The sequence below is a fragment of the Alteromonas sp. V450 genome, assembly GCF_001885075.1.
In the GTDB taxonomy this organism is placed as follows: Bacteria; Pseudomonadota; Gammaproteobacteria; order Enterobacterales; family Alteromonadaceae; genus Alteromonas.
The window spans coordinates 748,553-763,489 of the sequence record NZ_MODU01000004.1; the positions used below are offsets into that span (position 1 = coordinate 748,553).

Annotated in this window: 10 protein-coding genes; 4 read left to right on the forward strand and 6 right to left on the reverse strand. The window is 46.0% G+C overall.

Annotated elements, in window-relative coordinates:
- Positions 1 to 23: 23 nt before the first annotated feature.
- The gene (gene fdhD / locus BK026_RS03290; RefSeq protein WP_256253653.1) at positions 24 to 845 is read left to right on the forward strand and encodes a formate dehydrogenase accessory sulfurtransferase FdhD; all 822 of its coding nucleotides are present in this window, start codon (positions 24 to 26) and stop codon (positions 843 to 845) included.
- Positions 846 to 888: 43 nt separating this feature from the next.
- On the opposite strand, the gene BK026_RS03295 is transcribed toward fdhD, so the two are convergent.
- Positions 889 to 3,213: an FdhF/YdeP family oxidoreductase gene (locus BK026_RS03295; protein WP_071814528.1), complete on the reverse strand. Its 2,325-nt coding sequence runs from the start codon at positions 3,211 to 3,213 to the stop codon at positions 889 to 891.
- Between the two features lie 406 nt (positions 3,214 to 3,619).
- On the opposite strand from BK026_RS03295, the gene BK026_RS03300 reads away from it, so the two are divergent.
- Entirely contained in the window at positions 3,620 to 4,084 is a 465-nt protein-coding gene (locus BK026_RS03300; RefSeq protein ID WP_071814529.1) for a GNAT family N-acetyltransferase, read from the forward strand.
- Positions 4,085 to 4,289: 205 nt separating this feature from the next.
- Here the strand turns inward: BK026_RS03300 and BK026_RS03305 are convergent, their stop codons facing one another.
- From BK026_RS03305 to rne, 5 genes are all read right to left on the reverse strand, one after another.
- Positions 4,290 to 5,117 carry a haloacid dehalogenase type II gene (locus tag BK026_RS03305; protein ID WP_071814530.1) on the reverse strand — a complete coding sequence of 276 codons (828 nt, stop codon included), beginning with the start codon at positions 5,115 to 5,117 and terminating at the stop codon, positions 4,290 to 4,292.
- Positions 5,118 to 5,199: 82 nt separating this feature from the next.
- On the reverse strand, positions 5,200 to 5,877 hold the full coding sequence (locus BK026_RS03310) for a response regulator transcription factor (protein ID WP_071814531.1): 678 nt from the start codon (positions 5,875 to 5,877) through the stop codon (positions 5,200 to 5,202).
- Positions 5,878 to 5,925: 48 nt separating this feature from the next.
- On the reverse strand, positions 5,926 to 7,491 hold the full coding sequence (locus BK026_RS03315; RefSeq protein ID WP_071814532.1) for a HAMP domain-containing sensor histidine kinase: 1,566 nt from the start codon (positions 7,489 to 7,491) through the stop codon (positions 5,926 to 5,928).
- 235 nt (positions 7,492 to 7,726) lie between these two features.
- Positions 7,727 to 8,899 carry a phosphotransferase gene (locus BK026_RS03320; RefSeq protein WP_071814533.1) on the reverse strand — a complete coding sequence of 391 codons (1,173 nt, stop codon included), beginning with the start codon at positions 8,897 to 8,899 and terminating at the stop codon, positions 7,727 to 7,729.
- Positions 8,900 to 8,994: 95 nt separating this feature from the next.
- The gene (rne, locus tag BK026_RS03325) at positions 8,995 to 12,420 is read right to left on the reverse strand and encodes a ribonuclease E (protein ID WP_083574992.1); all 3,426 of its coding nucleotides are present in this window, start codon (positions 12,418 to 12,420) and stop codon (positions 8,995 to 8,997) included.
- A gap of 813 nt (positions 12,421 to 13,233) precedes the next feature.
- Between rne and rluC the strand changes: the two genes are divergently transcribed.
- Positions 13,234 to 14,175 carry a 23S rRNA pseudouridine(955/2504/2580) synthase RluC gene (gene rluC, locus BK026_RS03330; protein WP_071814534.1) on the forward strand — a complete coding sequence of 314 codons (942 nt, stop codon included), beginning with the start codon at positions 13,234 to 13,236 and terminating at the stop codon, positions 14,173 to 14,175.
- Positions 14,176 to 14,178: 3 nt separating this feature from the next.
- Positions 14,179 to 14,886 carry an HAD-IA family hydrolase gene (locus BK026_RS03335; protein ID WP_071814535.1) on the forward strand — a complete coding sequence of 236 codons (708 nt, stop codon included), beginning with the start codon at positions 14,179 to 14,181 and terminating at the stop codon, positions 14,884 to 14,886.
- Positions 14,887 to 14,937 lie beyond the last annotated feature (51 nt).

The window sequence follows — 14,937 nt, forward strand, 5'->3', positions numbered from 1 at the left end:
GAGAATGATACAGGAGGGTTGATGTGACTACCGATGCGCAAAAAGTGTTTTTGAATGACCCCGAACACCCTTTAGTGCACCGAAAGAGCGCGTTGGTAATTAATGATAACCCTGCCACTGAATCGTTTACATTGGCAGAAGAAGTTGCGCTTAGCATCAACTATAACGGCATAAACCATGCTGTCATGCTTGTAACTCCTAATGATATTGAAGATTTTATTTTAGGATTCAGCCTAAGCAACGATATTATTCAGCATTCTAGGCAGCTCTATGGGATTACTCTTGATTATAATGAGGACTATATCAATGCCGACGTAGAAATAGCCAATCAGGCTTTTTGGAATTTAAAAAAAAATAAGCGAACATTGGCGGGTACATCAGGTTGTGGCCTATGTGGCGCTCAAGCACTTGAACAGGTGTTGCCAAAACTGGAGCCCGTGAGAGCAGTGTCCTTGCCTGAGCCTGGTTGGTTTGAGGGCTTAAGAGATCTTATTTCACGAACGCAAGTTTTAGCTCAACGCAGTGGTGCCGTGCACGGAGCAGTTTATGTTGACTTAATGCGTAACATACTTGCGTGTCGAGAAGACATTGGAAGACACAATGCTTTTGATAAGCTTATTGGTGCTATCACCACCAAAAAACTCTTTCAGCCTGAAGGTATTGTTGTGCTTACAAGTCGCTGCAGTTTAGAGTTAGTACAAAAAGCGATAAGAGCTAAGTTTTCCATTTTAGTCACTTTATCTGCGCCCACAGCACTATCGGTTAAGTGGGCGAGTCGTCATGGTGTTACGCTAGTTCATGTGCCGAAGCGTGATGCTCCAAGGGCCTATACGCCAAATAGGTAATAAAAGTTTGGGGAACCTCCTCAATGGACCCGCGAGTCAAGTTCTAACTGTTACGCACTTCAATTCGACCGTCTGGTTTAGATTTCGAAAGCTTGATCGCAATAAATTTCGACGTTGGTGTGAATGTACCATCGCCGTAGCTTTCAAGCGGTACTAGCGGATTGGTTTCGGGGTAATACGCTGCTGCTTGGCCCGGCGGTATATCGTAAGCTACCAACATAAACTGTTTAACTTGGCGAGTTTTGCCGTCGTTCCACATTGATGTAATATCGACTTTATCGCCATCATTAAATCCCAGCTTCTTAATATCACGTTCATTAACAAAAAGAACGTCCCGCGCGCCAAACACGTTTCTGTAGCGGTCATCCATACCATAGATAGTTGTGTTGTACTGATCGTGAGAGCGCAATGTTTGTAAAATGAGGTCCGGCTCTTCACCTTTCGCAACGAGGTCAGCATTTAACAGTGAATCAGGCAGGGCGTTAGCAGCAAACTCGGCTTTGCGCGATGGTGTTAACCAGCGTCTCTCACCTGCTGCATTACCTAAATGAAAACCACCCGGTTGAGCGAGTTTGGTGTTAAAGTCTTTAAAACCGTCTATGGTGTCGGCAATGAGCTCACGAATATTGCCGTAATCGCTTATTAAGAAGTCCCAGTCTACCGGCGTGTTGCCTAACGTCGCCTTCGCGATACCAGCAATAATAGCGGGTTCAGAGCGAAGTTCGGGCGAGCTTGGCGGAAGTTGGCCATAAGAAATATGGACCATAGAAAACGTATCTTCAACGGTTACACCCTGCTGGCCGTTAGCCTGCATATCGATTTCAGTGCGCCCCAAGCAGGGTAAAATAAGTGCGTCTTTACCTGTGGTTAGGTGAGAACGATTTAATTTGGTGGCGATATGAACTGTTAAGTCGCATTGTGACAGCGCAGCATGAGTACGCGGCGTATCTGGCGTCGCTTGGGCGAAATTACCGCCTAGGCCGATGAAAACTTTAGATTCACCACTTTCCATAGCCTGAATAGCTTGAATGGTATTGTGACCTCTTTCTCGTGGAACGGCGAAGTTAAACTTGCTTTCTAGCGCGTCGAGCAAGGCTTTAGGCGGTACCTCGTTAATACCGACGGTTCTATCTCCCTGAACATTGCTGTGGCCCCGAACAGGAGAAAGCCCTGCACCTGGCTTACCCACGTTTCCTCGTAGTAGCTGAACGTTCACTATTTCCTGAACTGTAGCGACAGAGTGCTTGTGCTGTGTAATTCCCATTGCCCAACACATGATCACCCGTTCTCCACGTTTGTACATGGTAGCCGCGTGGCGTATTTCGTCTTTTGATAAGCCGCTCTGCGTTTCAATATGCTCCCAGCTCGTCGCTTCAACTTCAGTTAAATAGTCATCCATGCCGTTGGTATGTGCATTAATAAAGTCGTGGTCGAATACGGGTGGAGCATTGTTCGCTTTGGCTTCGTGTTCCCAGGTTAGCAGCCATTTAGCAATGCCGCGCATAACCGCCATGTCTCCGCCAAGTGCTGGTCTGAAGTAAGCGGTATTAGTTGGGGTTGAGCCATTAGTTAACATCTCAAGGGGGTGCTGCGGGTGTTGAAACTTTTCTAACCCGCGCTCTTTTAGCGGGTTAAAGCAAACTACCTGAGCGCCTCTTCTAACAGCGTCGCGCAGCGGCTCTAGCATGCGAGGGTGGTTAGTCCCGGGGTTTTGACCTATAACAAATATGGTATCTGCCTTTTCAAAGTCGTTAAACGTGACCGTACCTTTACCCACACCTATGGTTGGTTTCATCCCTTGGCCTGACGCTTCGTGACACATATTCGAACAGTCGGGAAAATTATTGGTGCCAAATGCGCGTACGAATAACTGGTATAAATAGGCGGCTTCGTTACTCGCCCGCCCAGAGGTATAAAATTCTGCTTGGTGAGGTGAAGGTAAACCATTTAGATGTTTAGCGATAAGTGCAAAGGCATCGTCCCATGATACGGGCTCGTAGTGATCAGTCTGAGCATTGAAGCGCATAGGGTGTGTGAGTCTACCTTGTGATTCTAACCAATAGTCAGTGTGCTTCTTGAGCGAACTTACTGAATGGTTAGAGAAAAACGCAGGGTCAACATAACGGCCCGTAGACTCCCAATTCACCGCTTTAGCACCATTTTCACAAAACTTCACTAATCCGCTTTCTGGCGACTCACCCCAAGCACACCCTGGGCAGTCAAACCCTTTGTCTTGGTTAGTTTTAAGCATGGCTCGCAAGTTTTTAAGCGGCTTTTCGCTTTGCAGCCAGCTTTGGGTTACGCTTTTTAAAGCGCCCCATCCACCAGCAGGTTTGTCGTAAGTTTTGATATTGCGCTTATCACTCATTTTTCGCCCCTGTGCCTGCGCGGTTGTTTATCATAGAAAAACAGTTACAACTGCCAAGTCATTGTCTCAATACACAATAACCATTCTTCTATTGGTGTTCCATTATTTACGCTAACTATTTGATAGGGTTCATTAATTAACCGTTTATTTCAAGCTGAGAGCCCGCTATCAGTAGGCGTTAAGCTTTTTATGCCGCGAGCGTCAACCGTCCAAGCAGCAGAAAGTTGAAGCGCATTTTGAGCAAATGGGTTGCGTTACGTTAATCCTATCGTTATCTTCGCTACGGTCCTAAAATGAGGATCTTGATAACAATGGCTTTAAAATTCGTTTAAACCAACAAAGGTCTTTCGAAGCGCTTATTCAATGCGCTTCTCACACGTTAATAACAAACATTCATCGAGGCAACATGGTTTCTTGGCAATCACTTACTTTTAACGAACTGACTAATCATCAACTCTTCGACTTACTCAAGCTGCGTGTCGATGTTTTTGTTGTTGAACAAAACTGTGCCTATCCTGAGCTTGATGAAAAAGACCGCCACCCGGAAACACGCCATTTAATGGGGTTTCAAGACAACAACTTAGTGGCGTGTGCACGATTACTTGGCGAAGGCGTAAGTTATCCATCGGTCAGTATCGGCCGAGTGGCTACCAGCGAAACCTTCAGAGGGAAGGGGGCTGGTAAAGCGCTTATGCGTGAAGCTCTTGATCATTGCGAGGCGCTATGGCCGGGCTGTGATATTGAAATTGGCGCGCAAGAATATTTAAAAGGCTTTTATGAAAGCTTTGGGTTTGAAGCCACGTCGACTATGTACTTGGAAGACGATATTCCCCACATCGATATGAAAAGAGCAGGTACGGCAAAAGCCTAGCTCGAAAAAACGGTTGGCATAACTTTGTACCAGTCCGCATAGATAATTACCCACTCAGCGAGCAATGAACTATGCGGATTGGCATTAGCTTTGGCTCAGGTGTTTTGCCTGAGTATTAAGCCAAGTTGCTTGTGCGTGCCAACCGATAAACTGTGCTTTTTAGTGGACCTTGAGACTACCTTGATGCCTTGTTAAACCCTAACGCTTATTTTGCATCCGGTAATTGAGATACCAGTTCATCTAGCCCACTTACTACCGTGTCAGGCGCTATTGCTAACGGATAAAGTACCTTACCTGGACGTGCAATAAATGCGGCTTGCCAGCCAGCTTGCTTAGCACCAGCAATATCCCAGCCATGTGCCGCCACTAGCATAGCGTCTTCTGCTGCTATCCCCATTTTTTCAATAGCCCACTCGTAAGTACGTGTATCGGGCTTGTACAGATTGATGTCTTCTACACTGAGTCGCTCGTCGAAGTAAGATAAAAGTTCAGCATTCTTAAATTGGGTATAAACGCCTTGATTAGACGAGTTGGTTAGGCTTACGAGTTTATAGCCTTTGTCTTTAAGTGCCTGCAAGCCATCGCGCACGTCAGGGTGGGGCGGAAGGCTTCGCAATGGCGTAACGATTGCCGTTTTGGCTTGCTCTTTGGTCAATTCGATACCTTCAATTTCAGCGACCATAAGCAGTGAGGCAACGCCAATTTCTCCAAAGGTATGGAAGCGACCTGTTGTTGAATCGACCAGTGAATGATGCAGCATGGTAGAAAACCACAGCGGCAATAAATCATCTCGACCACCCAAGGCTTCGCCTACCGAGCTCCGCATGGCCGTAAGGTCAAGTAAAGTCTCATTAACATCGAAAAAGATAACTTTTGGTGCTCTTAATTCGCTCGTAGACATTGCCATGTTGTTAGCCGACTGATCTGCTTCAGTAGTGTCTGTCTGAGCGAAGACAGGTGAAGACACTAGGCTGAGACCTACAGCTGTTGCGCAACATAGTTTTGAAAGTAATGAGAACGGTGAGCGAACCATAATTATCCTTAATAGAGTTTTGAACGAGTGTTCAAAATAGGCGGGGTAACCCATGAATGCAATAGCTAATGAGACGAAACGGCTATTTTCTGGTGGTCAACCGATAGCCGTTACCTCGCAGGGTTTCAATAAATATGGCATCACTGCTGTGAAGCTTTTGTCGCAGCCTACTGATATATACATCAACAACATTCGTTAGCGGGTCGCTATGGCTGCGCCATACTCGACTTAAAATCCGTTCCCGAGACAGCACTTTTTCAGCATTTTCGGCAAAATAATAGAGCATGTCGTATTCTAGTTTGGTGAGCGAAATCTCTTCCCCAGACAATGTTGCAATACGTGACTCATCATCGATGTTAAGTGGTCCGATAGTGAGGCCTAATTGGGTAACCGGTGTGCTTGTTACTCTTCGGCTTAAGGCCGTTATGCGTGCAAGCAGTTCGTCAAAGTCAAATGGCTTGCACAAATAGTCATCCGCGCCTTGTTTTAAACCATTCACACGTTCGCGTACTTCGTCCACCGCGGTTAGCAACAAAACCATAGGGGCATGGGGAAGCGATTTGATTGCGGGCAGCAGCTCTACGCTATCTTCATCACCAAACATGCGATCTAGCACAATAATAGCAGGTCCTTCGTGGCGAATGCGCGTGACTAAGTTGTGTAATGCCGACTCTTCGATACATTCGAAACCTTCAGCGCTTAAGCCTCGTGACAAAAACCGTAGTAAGGGAGCTTCGTCATCAGCAATAAGAATTTTCATTGTTGTTATAATCCTAACCGTTCGATGTTATGAAATATTGGTAATGATTTAACGGGGCCCTTGGTCATCTAAAACCGGCAGCGTCAACGTGAACTGCGAGCCTTTACCTAATGTGGAATGCGCACTTAATGTGCCGTGGTGGGCTTCTGCTATCGCTTTAGCAATAGACAGACCTAGTCCCATTCCATTACCTTTGCGTTTTAACCTAACGAAGCGTTCAAAAACGTGCTGCAAATCACTTGAAGAAATGCCTTCACCGCTATCAATAACCGATACTTTGATATTCGGGCCCTCGCTTTCAACGCGCAGCACGATGGGCGTATCCGGATAAGAATATTTGTGCGCGTTTTCTATAAGAATAGTCAGTACCTGTGCGATCCTGTCTTTGTCAATGAGTACTTGGACTTCATTATTGGCATGCCATTTAAGGTCTAAATCTCTTGGCTTTGTGAGCTTTTGCCATAACGCCATGTTTTGCGTAAGCAGGCTATGTAAGTCCGATTTAACCAAATCTACAGTAAATTCGTGCATCTCGGCACGTGCTAGCAGCAGCAAATCATCAACTAACTTACTTAAGTTCACGGCTTGCTCAAGTATGGTTTCTAGCGTTTCTTTATAAATCTCGTTGCTAGCTGCAGCTTGTCTTAGAGTAACCTGCGCTTCGCCGCGAATAATGGTTAACGGCGTGCGCAATTCGTGACTAACATCTGCCATAAACTGCCGTCGCTTTGCGTCTAGCTGAGTGAGTTTATTGTTGGCTTCTTTTAACGCCCGTGTTCGGCTTTCTACTTCAAACTCTAAGTGCTTGCGATGGGCATCAGCCTGATCTTCATGTTCCTGTAACCGCGCAATCATCGAGTTTAGGGCTTTTACCAAGTCGGTGAATTCGCTATCTAAAGTTTCAGGCAATCGATAGTGATAGTTACCTGATGCTATGGCATCGGTACCTGTGCGAATGACTGTAAGTGGCTGATACAATGCATTAAAAAGCCAATAGCAACCCAGCAGAATGAAAGGACAGGTGATAAGGCCTAAACTTATAGTAAACCATACAATACTGGTGTTAAGGGTTTCGATACTGGCATTAATGCGCGACACAACGCCGCTCTGGCGGTTTACAGCAGAGTTGATGGCTTCCCTGAACTGATTGTCGATAGTCACTTCTAACAATGTTTGAAGGCGCTGCTGTTGATTTAGCGGAGTACGGTCGTTGCTAAGGGCAATTGCTCTAAACTCTTTCACAATGCTTTGTATAAGCGCCTCTAGTTCGTCAGTATCTTCTACACTTCCTAATGTTGCCTCAAGCCCTAGTGCTTCGCGTTGGTCAAGTTCTAGCGACTTTATTCGGTTCAGCGAATTTTCGATTTGTTGTTGCTTATTGCGCACTTTCGCCTGGTTCGCATTCTTTCCAAAAATAAGCTCGTCAGTGAGCTGCTTAAAAAGCCGATAGGAAATGCTTGATAATTGTTGGTGCTCTGACAATAGCGACTGAGCGAGCTGAGCTTGGGCTAAGTTTGTGCGTGTTAAGTGGGCTGAAACGGCGGCGCTGGCCAATGCAATTAACAAGATAAATGTGGACAGAAACCCAAATAGGTAAAGTTTACGTTTGTACATTGGCAGCAGCGTTATGATTATTTGTCACTATATACGCTAAATGTAAATTAATGGTGCAGTTTCATGGCAATAAAATAGCAAGTCTCATCATATGGGCTACAAGCGACATGCCGGTTGAATCGGCGTAAGAATTGAACTTAAAACGGGCGCGGTAGAGAAGATAAAAGGGCGCGTTTATGAAAGTAAGAATATAGGGTTTGTTGACCTTTGGTTTACGACAAAAAGTCATCAGGCCCTAGTCATGATCAATATGAACACGTAAACGTTTAAGCCGTGCGTCTAGCACGGATAAAGCGATATCTGTTTGATACTGAAGTTCTTCATCTATTTTCCAGTGTGCGGGGCTCCAACCTGCTAAGAACCGATAAAAGTCAGCGCAGGCGAAGGGGTACAAATACTTCCATTCAGCAATGATTAGCGCAATATCATCACGCTTGAAATAAGCTGAATTATCATTGTTAGACAGTCGAGCGTGTAGCGCATCTTCGAGGGCTTGAAAGTAGGTGTTAAGCAAAGCATCACGATGCTTTATGTGGGTTTGGGTTGAAAGGGCGCTGCCCAAAAAATACGCCACGTCCTTTATGCCTGCGCCATAACCTACATACTGAAAGTCGACGGCTGCACAGTCAGAAAAATCGTCGGTAAAACAAAAGTTAGCCACTTTAGCATCGCCGTGCACTAAAGTGTGATAATGAGCGTTGCTTAACGTGTTAGCTATAGCGACAGCATGTTGTTTTAGTGCTCCATCCGACATGGCGTGGAACTCGTCATTACGTGTTGCCAAGTGCCAATAAGTGCCCTCAGACCATAACTGTATATTTCGGCTATCAAATTCATCTCTTACATTTAGAAAACGTGCGTGAAAGTTGGCTAGCCATTTTAGAACGATTTTGCATTGGGCAGCGGTAAGCGAAGATGCGGTGCGAGAGTAACCACTGTGCGCTAAGTCTTCCATAACAAGAAGGGAGGCTTCACCTTGTTGACTATGCCCTAGGTATCTCGCTGTGCGACAGGAGGCGTCAGTTTGCTTTTGGAGGTTGCTGTAAAAACAACTCTCTACTTTAAAAGATTGACACTTGCGGTCGTGGCTAGCCTCACCATTCCAACCTTTAGGGTGCGAAAGTTCGCTTGGCGGGGTAGCACATTTTACAACTACCTTAAGTGCTACTTTGTCGTCACCTTTTTGCACGCTAATTGGTTTTTTTGGAGCTTGGTTATGAAGGCTTCTCTGGAAAGGGCTATTTCTGTCGTAGCCCTTTGAAAAAGTATCATTTGAATAGTTTAAAATGGCACGAAAGCAAGCACCGTAGCCACTCCAAAGAGGCTGGATTAGTTGGGTATCTGATACCTGCGCGTTACACACTTGGCTTAACCAATCGATATATTGCTGGTTTACCGTGTCTGACATTCTATTCTCAACTTGGATTCATATTTAAAAGCACGTTAACAAACAAAAAAGCCGCTCGGAAGCGGCTTTTGCGTCAAGTTACTCGTTGCTGAAAACTATTCAGCCACGGCTGCCACGTCAACAACCTCATCTACTGATTGAGGAAGCGTAGTTGCTGCTGAAGCCCGAGAAGTAACGTGCGACATAGCCGCAGTTTTACCCGATACTGCGAGTACAGGTCGTGTTTCGTCGGCTTTAGCGGTAAGCGCAACATCAACGATTACGTCGTTTACTGATGCTGGTAATGCCATAGGATGCGATGCACCACGCTTACCTTTGCCACTTGCTGCTAGGCTGGTAGAAGGCGCTGCTTTTTCGTTTACCACTGGCGCTTCTGCTTCTTGTGCTGGTGCTTCAGGTTCGGCATCAACAGGTGCAACCGCCAAGTTTATTTCAACTTGCTCTGGCGATATTTCTGCTTCATCTTTAGCTTCTGGTGCCGAGGCTTCTTGCGCAGTATCAGCTTGCGTTGCTTTGCCTTCAACTGCAGGTTCGGCTTGTGCTGCTGATGCCTTTTCTTCGGCGCTGCTTTCTTGCACAGAAGTTTCTGTCGCTTTAGCCGATTCGGTTTCAGTCGTCGCAGTGTCGCCTGCTGACGTTACCTTTTCAGTTGAATCAACAGATTCTGCTGAAGTTGCTTCTTCCGCTGAAGATTTATCGTCCGCTGAAGATTTATCGTCCGCTGAAGCTTTATCGTCCGCTGAAGGCTCTTTGCCAGCTGAAGGCTCTGCATCAAACTGAAGCTCGTCTTGAACAGCTTCAACATCAAGCTTAGCTTTTTCTTGCTTATCTTGTTTAGAAACAGGTTGCTCGTCGGCTGGTGCTAGTTGTCCAGGCTCTTGCGCTTGTGTTTCTTCAACAACCGGTGCCTCTATTTTGGCTGCCGCTTCAACTTCAGTTTCCGCCTGCTGTGGTGACAGCTCACCAGGTTGTTTAGCTTGCGTTTCTGTATCGTCAACTTGCTGCGACTCTTTCTTACGACGTTGACCTGCTGCGCGAACATGGCGTGGAGAGCGGCGTGAACGGCCACGACCTTCACGTTTCTGACCTTGCTCTTCACTATTAGCGTCGGTATTTGCATCAGTATTTTCAACGGCATCACTAGTTACCGCAGATGAGTCATCTCCACCCTTAACAGCATCCGATACTGGCTTCGCTTCAACAGGTTTTTCAGCTGACTTTTTCTCTGCTTTCACTGTTGGTTTTTGCGCATCTTGCTTCGGCTCTGCCGTGTTTTCAACCGGAGTCTCTGCCTTCGGCGCTTTCTGCTTAGTGTCAGCCTTAGCTTTCTGCTGCACTGGCGTTTCTTTGGCTACTGGTGCGGCCTGCGCTTCGTTTTGTTCAGCTGTATTTACCGCGTTGTCATCTTTCTTCACACGAACGCTGCGGCGCTTGTCACGACGTTTTCTGCGCTCAGCAACTTCACGCTTCTTCTGAGCTTGGTTTTCTTGCTGCTCGCCATCTTGCTTCTCGTGCTTAGGCTTTTGTTGCTCATCGCGTGGTTGCTGTGCCTTACGAGACTTACGACCTTTGTTATTGCGCTTATCATCTTGATCTTGACGCTGATCTCGCTGCTGATCGCCGCGCGGTTTGCGATTATCATTCTGCTCACCATCGCGATTTTGGTCTTTACCTTGGTCTCTGTTTTGAGACTGGTTGCCACGACGATTATTCTTGTTGCGCGGCTTGCGGCGACGATCGTCGTTATTGCGGCTGCGGTTGTTTCTATTTTTGTTACCAGACTGTGGCTTTTTGTCTTTGTTGGTTTCTTCTTCGCTTTCGCTACCAAATAAATCACTAATCCACTTACCAAATCGGGCAAATAGCGAAGGTACATCGTCTGCTTTCTTCGCTGGCTCTTCTTTTGGCGCTACAACAGGCGCAGCCGTTGGTGCAACAAGGCCTTTAAGTGCTGGCTCTTCACGTTTAACCGGTGCAGAAGTCGTCGCCTCCGTCTCAGCTTCTACCGCAGGCATCAACTCTACGTCGTAACTTGCTTCTGAAACCACATCATCTGGGCGTCTACGCAATACTTGGTAATGAGGTGTATCTAGATTTGCGTTAGGAATAAGTAACAAGTCAACGCCGTGGCGTTTTTCTAGAAGCTGAATAGACTTACGCTTCTCGTTAAGTAAGTACGTCGCTACCGGAACAGGTAATTGGGCCTCAATTTGCCCTGTATTCTCTTTAATGCTCTCTTCTTCCAGAATACGAAGAATAGACAGCGCCAATGACTCAGTGCCGCGAATAGTTCCGTGACCAGAACAGCGAGGGCACACATGGTGTGCAGATTCACCCAGTGAAGGGCGTAAACGCTGACGGGACATTTCAAGAAGACCAAAGCGAGAAATACGACCTAGTTGAACTCGTGCTCTGTCGCTTCTTACCGCGTCTTTCATGCGGTTTTCAACTTCACGTTGGTGACGTACTGGCGTCATATCAATGAAGTCGATTACAACCAATCCGCCTAGGTCGCGAAGACGCAGTTGACGGGCAATCTCGTCTGCCGCTTCTAGGTTTGTGTTAAGCGCTGTTTCTTCAATATCACCACCCTTAGTTGCGCGGGCAGAGTTGATATCAATAGAGGTTAGTGCTTCTGTTGGGTCGATAACAATTGAACCGCCAGACGGTAAACGCACTTCGCGTTGGAACGCAGACTCAATTTGGCTTTCGATTTGGTAGTGGCTGAATAATGGTACTTCACCACGATAAAGTTTTACGCGGTTGGCAAAGTCAGGGCGCACCAGTTGGATGTGCTGTAACGCTTGTTCGTAGATACTGGTTTTATCGATAAGTATCTCACCAATATCGCGACGTAGGTAGTCGCGGATAGCGCGAACGATAACGTTACTTTCCTGGTGAATTAAGAAAGGAGCTTCTCGCTCTTCTGCTACCTCTGAAATCGCTTCCCAGTGTTTAAGCAAGACTTTTAAATCCCACTCTAACTCTTCGTAAGATTTACCTACACCAGCGGTGCGGACAATAAGGCCCATACCGTCAGGAAGATCTAACTTGCTTAGTGATTCTTTAAGCTCTGTACGTTCGTCACCTTCAATACGGCGAGAGATACCACCAGCGCGAGGGTTATTTGGCATAAGTACCAGATAGCTACCCGCAAGCGATAGGAAAGTGGTTAACGCAGCGCCTTTTTGGCCACGTTCTTCTTTGTCAATTTGAACAATAACTTCCTGGCCTTCTTTGATCACATCTTTGATGTTTGGGCGGCCTTCAAATTTGTAACCTTTAGGGAAGTAAGTGCGGGCAATTTCTTTAAGGGGTAGGAAACCGTGACGCTCTGCGCCGTAGTCAACGAAAGCAGCTTCTAAGCTTGGTTCAACGCGGGTAATTTTACCTTTGTAGATGTTCGCTTTTTTCTGTTCGTGCCCTGGGCTTTCAATATCTAAATCGTACAACCGTTGCCCATCAACAAGGGCAACGCGCAACTCTTCTTGCTGAGTTGCATTAATTAACATTCTTTTCATTGTATCTAACTCTGTTTTTAGTACAGCCGTTAAGACACAAAATTAAAGTGACATGTGCAAACCCTCACCGCGCAACCTCACGGCTGGACGGGGACTTTGTTGTATCGTCGCATTATCCCTGGTGGTTGGCCATGTTAGCGCCGTTTTTAGCGCTCAAATTCAATTGAATTCGCTTATGTCTTATTTTTAGACAAATTCTCAAGCAAATTACTATGGCCACACTGCTTTAAGGATGTCGGGAGCGACTAGCCCTTATTACTGTATTCTTTTTTACAAGCAATGTTATTTGCTTGCGTGTCATTTAATTCTGTTAGTTAACGGCAAACTTATTTTATGTTCGCAAGCAATGGCGGTTGCTTTATCACGGCAGTGTAGTCGTTGCCTCTCTAGCTTGGTTGGTCTGAAAATTAATTTTCATTGCGGATGCTACCAACGCGAACGCCATACTTTTTCGTTTTACAAGTTTGAGCAGCATTATCATTCATTGCAGATTGCCATCTCTTTCTTGATTGTTGTTTTTATAACGCTTGGTTTCACGTTTTTGAAAAGGGCTTTATTTTACCGCTTATCTTCAAAAACTAATTTGTGAATTACACCGTCCAAAAAACGTCATTAATTATCGCACCAAAACTGCAATTTTAGCAAGGAAAGCAAGTGAATAAATTGTGTATATCTTTACATGCAGGCAGACAATAGAGTTTGGATACATTAAGAAAAACTGCCTTTGCCCAAAATTGCAGCGATAAGCGCTTTTTTCAAATATTTATCACTTTCAATTAGCCCAGAGAAATACCAATGAGGTATACTCTGGGCATGAAAGAAGAAGCTCCCAAAAAAGTACGATTTGTAACGGTTGAAGCCGACTTGGCTGGTCAACGTATCGATAATTTTTTACGTACACAGTTGAAAGGCGTGCCGAAAAGCATGATTTATCGCATTTTACGCAAAGGTGAAGTGCGAGTGAATAAAGGTCGCGTTAAGCCTGAATACAAGTTACAAGCCGACGATTTAATCAGAATTCCACCGGTTCGCGTGTCGGAAGGCGCGCCTGCGCCATCACCTAAGCTCGATAAAATTGCATCACTAGAGTCGCATATCCTTTTCGAGGACGACCGTATACTTGTTATCAACAAGCCGTCGGGCATGGCCGTTCACGGAGGAAGCGGCTTAAGCTTTGGTTTAATTGAGGGCTTAAGAGCTTTGCGTCCCGAAGCCAAGTTCATGGAGCTGGTTCACCGATTAGATCGTGACACCTCAGGTTGTATTTTAATTGCGAAGAAGCGTTCTGCACTTCGCCATATGCACGAGCAACTTCGCACTGGCAAAATGGACAAGCGATACAATGCGCTGGTTGCAGGTGAATGGCCTAAAACTCGATTTAAAGTTAAAGCCCCGCTTCGTAAAAATGTACTGCAATCGGGTGAGCGCATGGTGAGTGTAAGTGATGATGGTAAACCGTCAGAAACACGCTATCGCATATTAGAAGAATACGCAGGGGCAACCTTGGTTGAAGCGTCGCCTATTACGGGTAGAACGCACCAAATTCGCGTTCACTGCTTGCATGCAGGTCACCCTATTGCTTGTGACCCAAAATATGGCGATGCGGATTTTGACGTGGCAATGCGCCAAAAAGGGCTGAATAGACTGTTCCTTCACGCTCGCAGTATTTCATTGCTGCACCCAGCGACTGAAGAGCGCGTCACATTTACCGCGCCTTTAGACGACACGCTCTCAAATACACTTAAAGCGCTGTAAAATATGCATTCAAAGAACCAAGCTGTGGAAACACAGCCTTTCATTTCGTTAGATGAAAAACTACCTAAGTACAAACTTGTAATCTTTGATTGGGACGGCACGCTCATGGATTCAGCGGCGAAAATTGTTAGCTGCATGCAGCTTGCCGCAAGGCAGTGTGATATGCCTGTTCCTTCCTACGACGAAGTAGGCCACATTATTGGTATAAGTTTAAAGCCTGCCATTAAACAGCTTTTTAATATTGAAGATGATGAGTTAGCGGAGCGTTTAGTCGCCGCCTATAAAGAGGCGTTTGTTACCCGTGATACAACGCCTTGCCCTTTGTTTGATGGCGTTGAGCAGTTACTTAGCAATTTGAAAGATGCGGGATGCACCTTAGCCGTTGCGACAGGTAAAGCGCGCCGCGGTCTTGATAGAGCGTGGGCACAAACAGGAACCGGACCTTTCTTTAGTGCGTCACGCACTGCCGACGAAGCAGAATCAAAGCCTTCGCCCGACATGCTGTTACAGTTACTTGATGAGCTGGGCTATGAAATAAAAGATGCCGTGATGATTGGCGACACAACTTACGATATGCAAATGGCAAAAACGATTGGTATGGATAGGATAGGGGTGTCATACGGCGTGCATGCACAGGTTCATTTAGAAGCATTGACACCTGTGGCGCTTGTTCACTCTATAAGCGAGCTAGAAACAGCGCTACTTAGTTAGCGCTGTTTCTAAAGAACTGCCCAAATAGTGCCGTTTTGACAAAATCAGTGG

What these genes read in the sequence shown, in the direction of transcription:
- BK026_RS03295 (WP_071814528.1), bottom strand. Translation starts at nt 3,213, where the DNA reads ATGAGTGATAAGCGCAATATCAAAACTTACGACAAACCTGCTGGTGGA.
- BK026_RS03300 (WP_071814529.1), top strand. Translation starts at nt 3,620, where the DNA reads ATGGTTTCTTGGCAATCACTTACTTTTAACGAACTGACTAATCATCAA.
- BK026_RS03305 (WP_071814530.1), bottom strand. Translation starts at nt 5,117, where the DNA reads ATGGTTCGCTCACCGTTCTCATTACTTTCAAAACTATGTTGCGCAACA.
- BK026_RS03310 (WP_071814531.1), bottom strand. Translation starts at nt 5,877, where the DNA reads ATGAAAATTCTTATTGCTGATGACGAAGCTCCCTTACTACGGTTTTTG.
- BK026_RS03315 (WP_071814532.1), bottom strand. Translation starts at nt 7,491, where the DNA reads ATGTACAAACGTAAACTTTACCTATTTGGGTTTCTGTCCACATTTATC.
- BK026_RS03320 (WP_071814533.1), bottom strand. Translation starts at nt 8,899, where the DNA reads ATGTCAGACACGGTAAACCAGCAATATATCGATTGGTTAAGCCAAGTG.
- rne (WP_083574992.1), bottom strand. Translation starts at nt 12,420, where the DNA reads ATGAAAAGAATGTTAATTAATGCAACTCAGCAAGAAGAGTTGCGCGTT.
- rluC (WP_071814534.1), top strand. Translation starts at nt 13,234, where the DNA reads ATGAAAGAAGAAGCTCCCAAAAAAGTACGATTTGTAACGGTTGAAGCC.
- BK026_RS03335 (WP_071814535.1), top strand. Translation starts at nt 14,179, where the DNA reads ATGCATTCAAAGAACCAAGCTGTGGAAACACAGCCTTTCATTTCGTTA.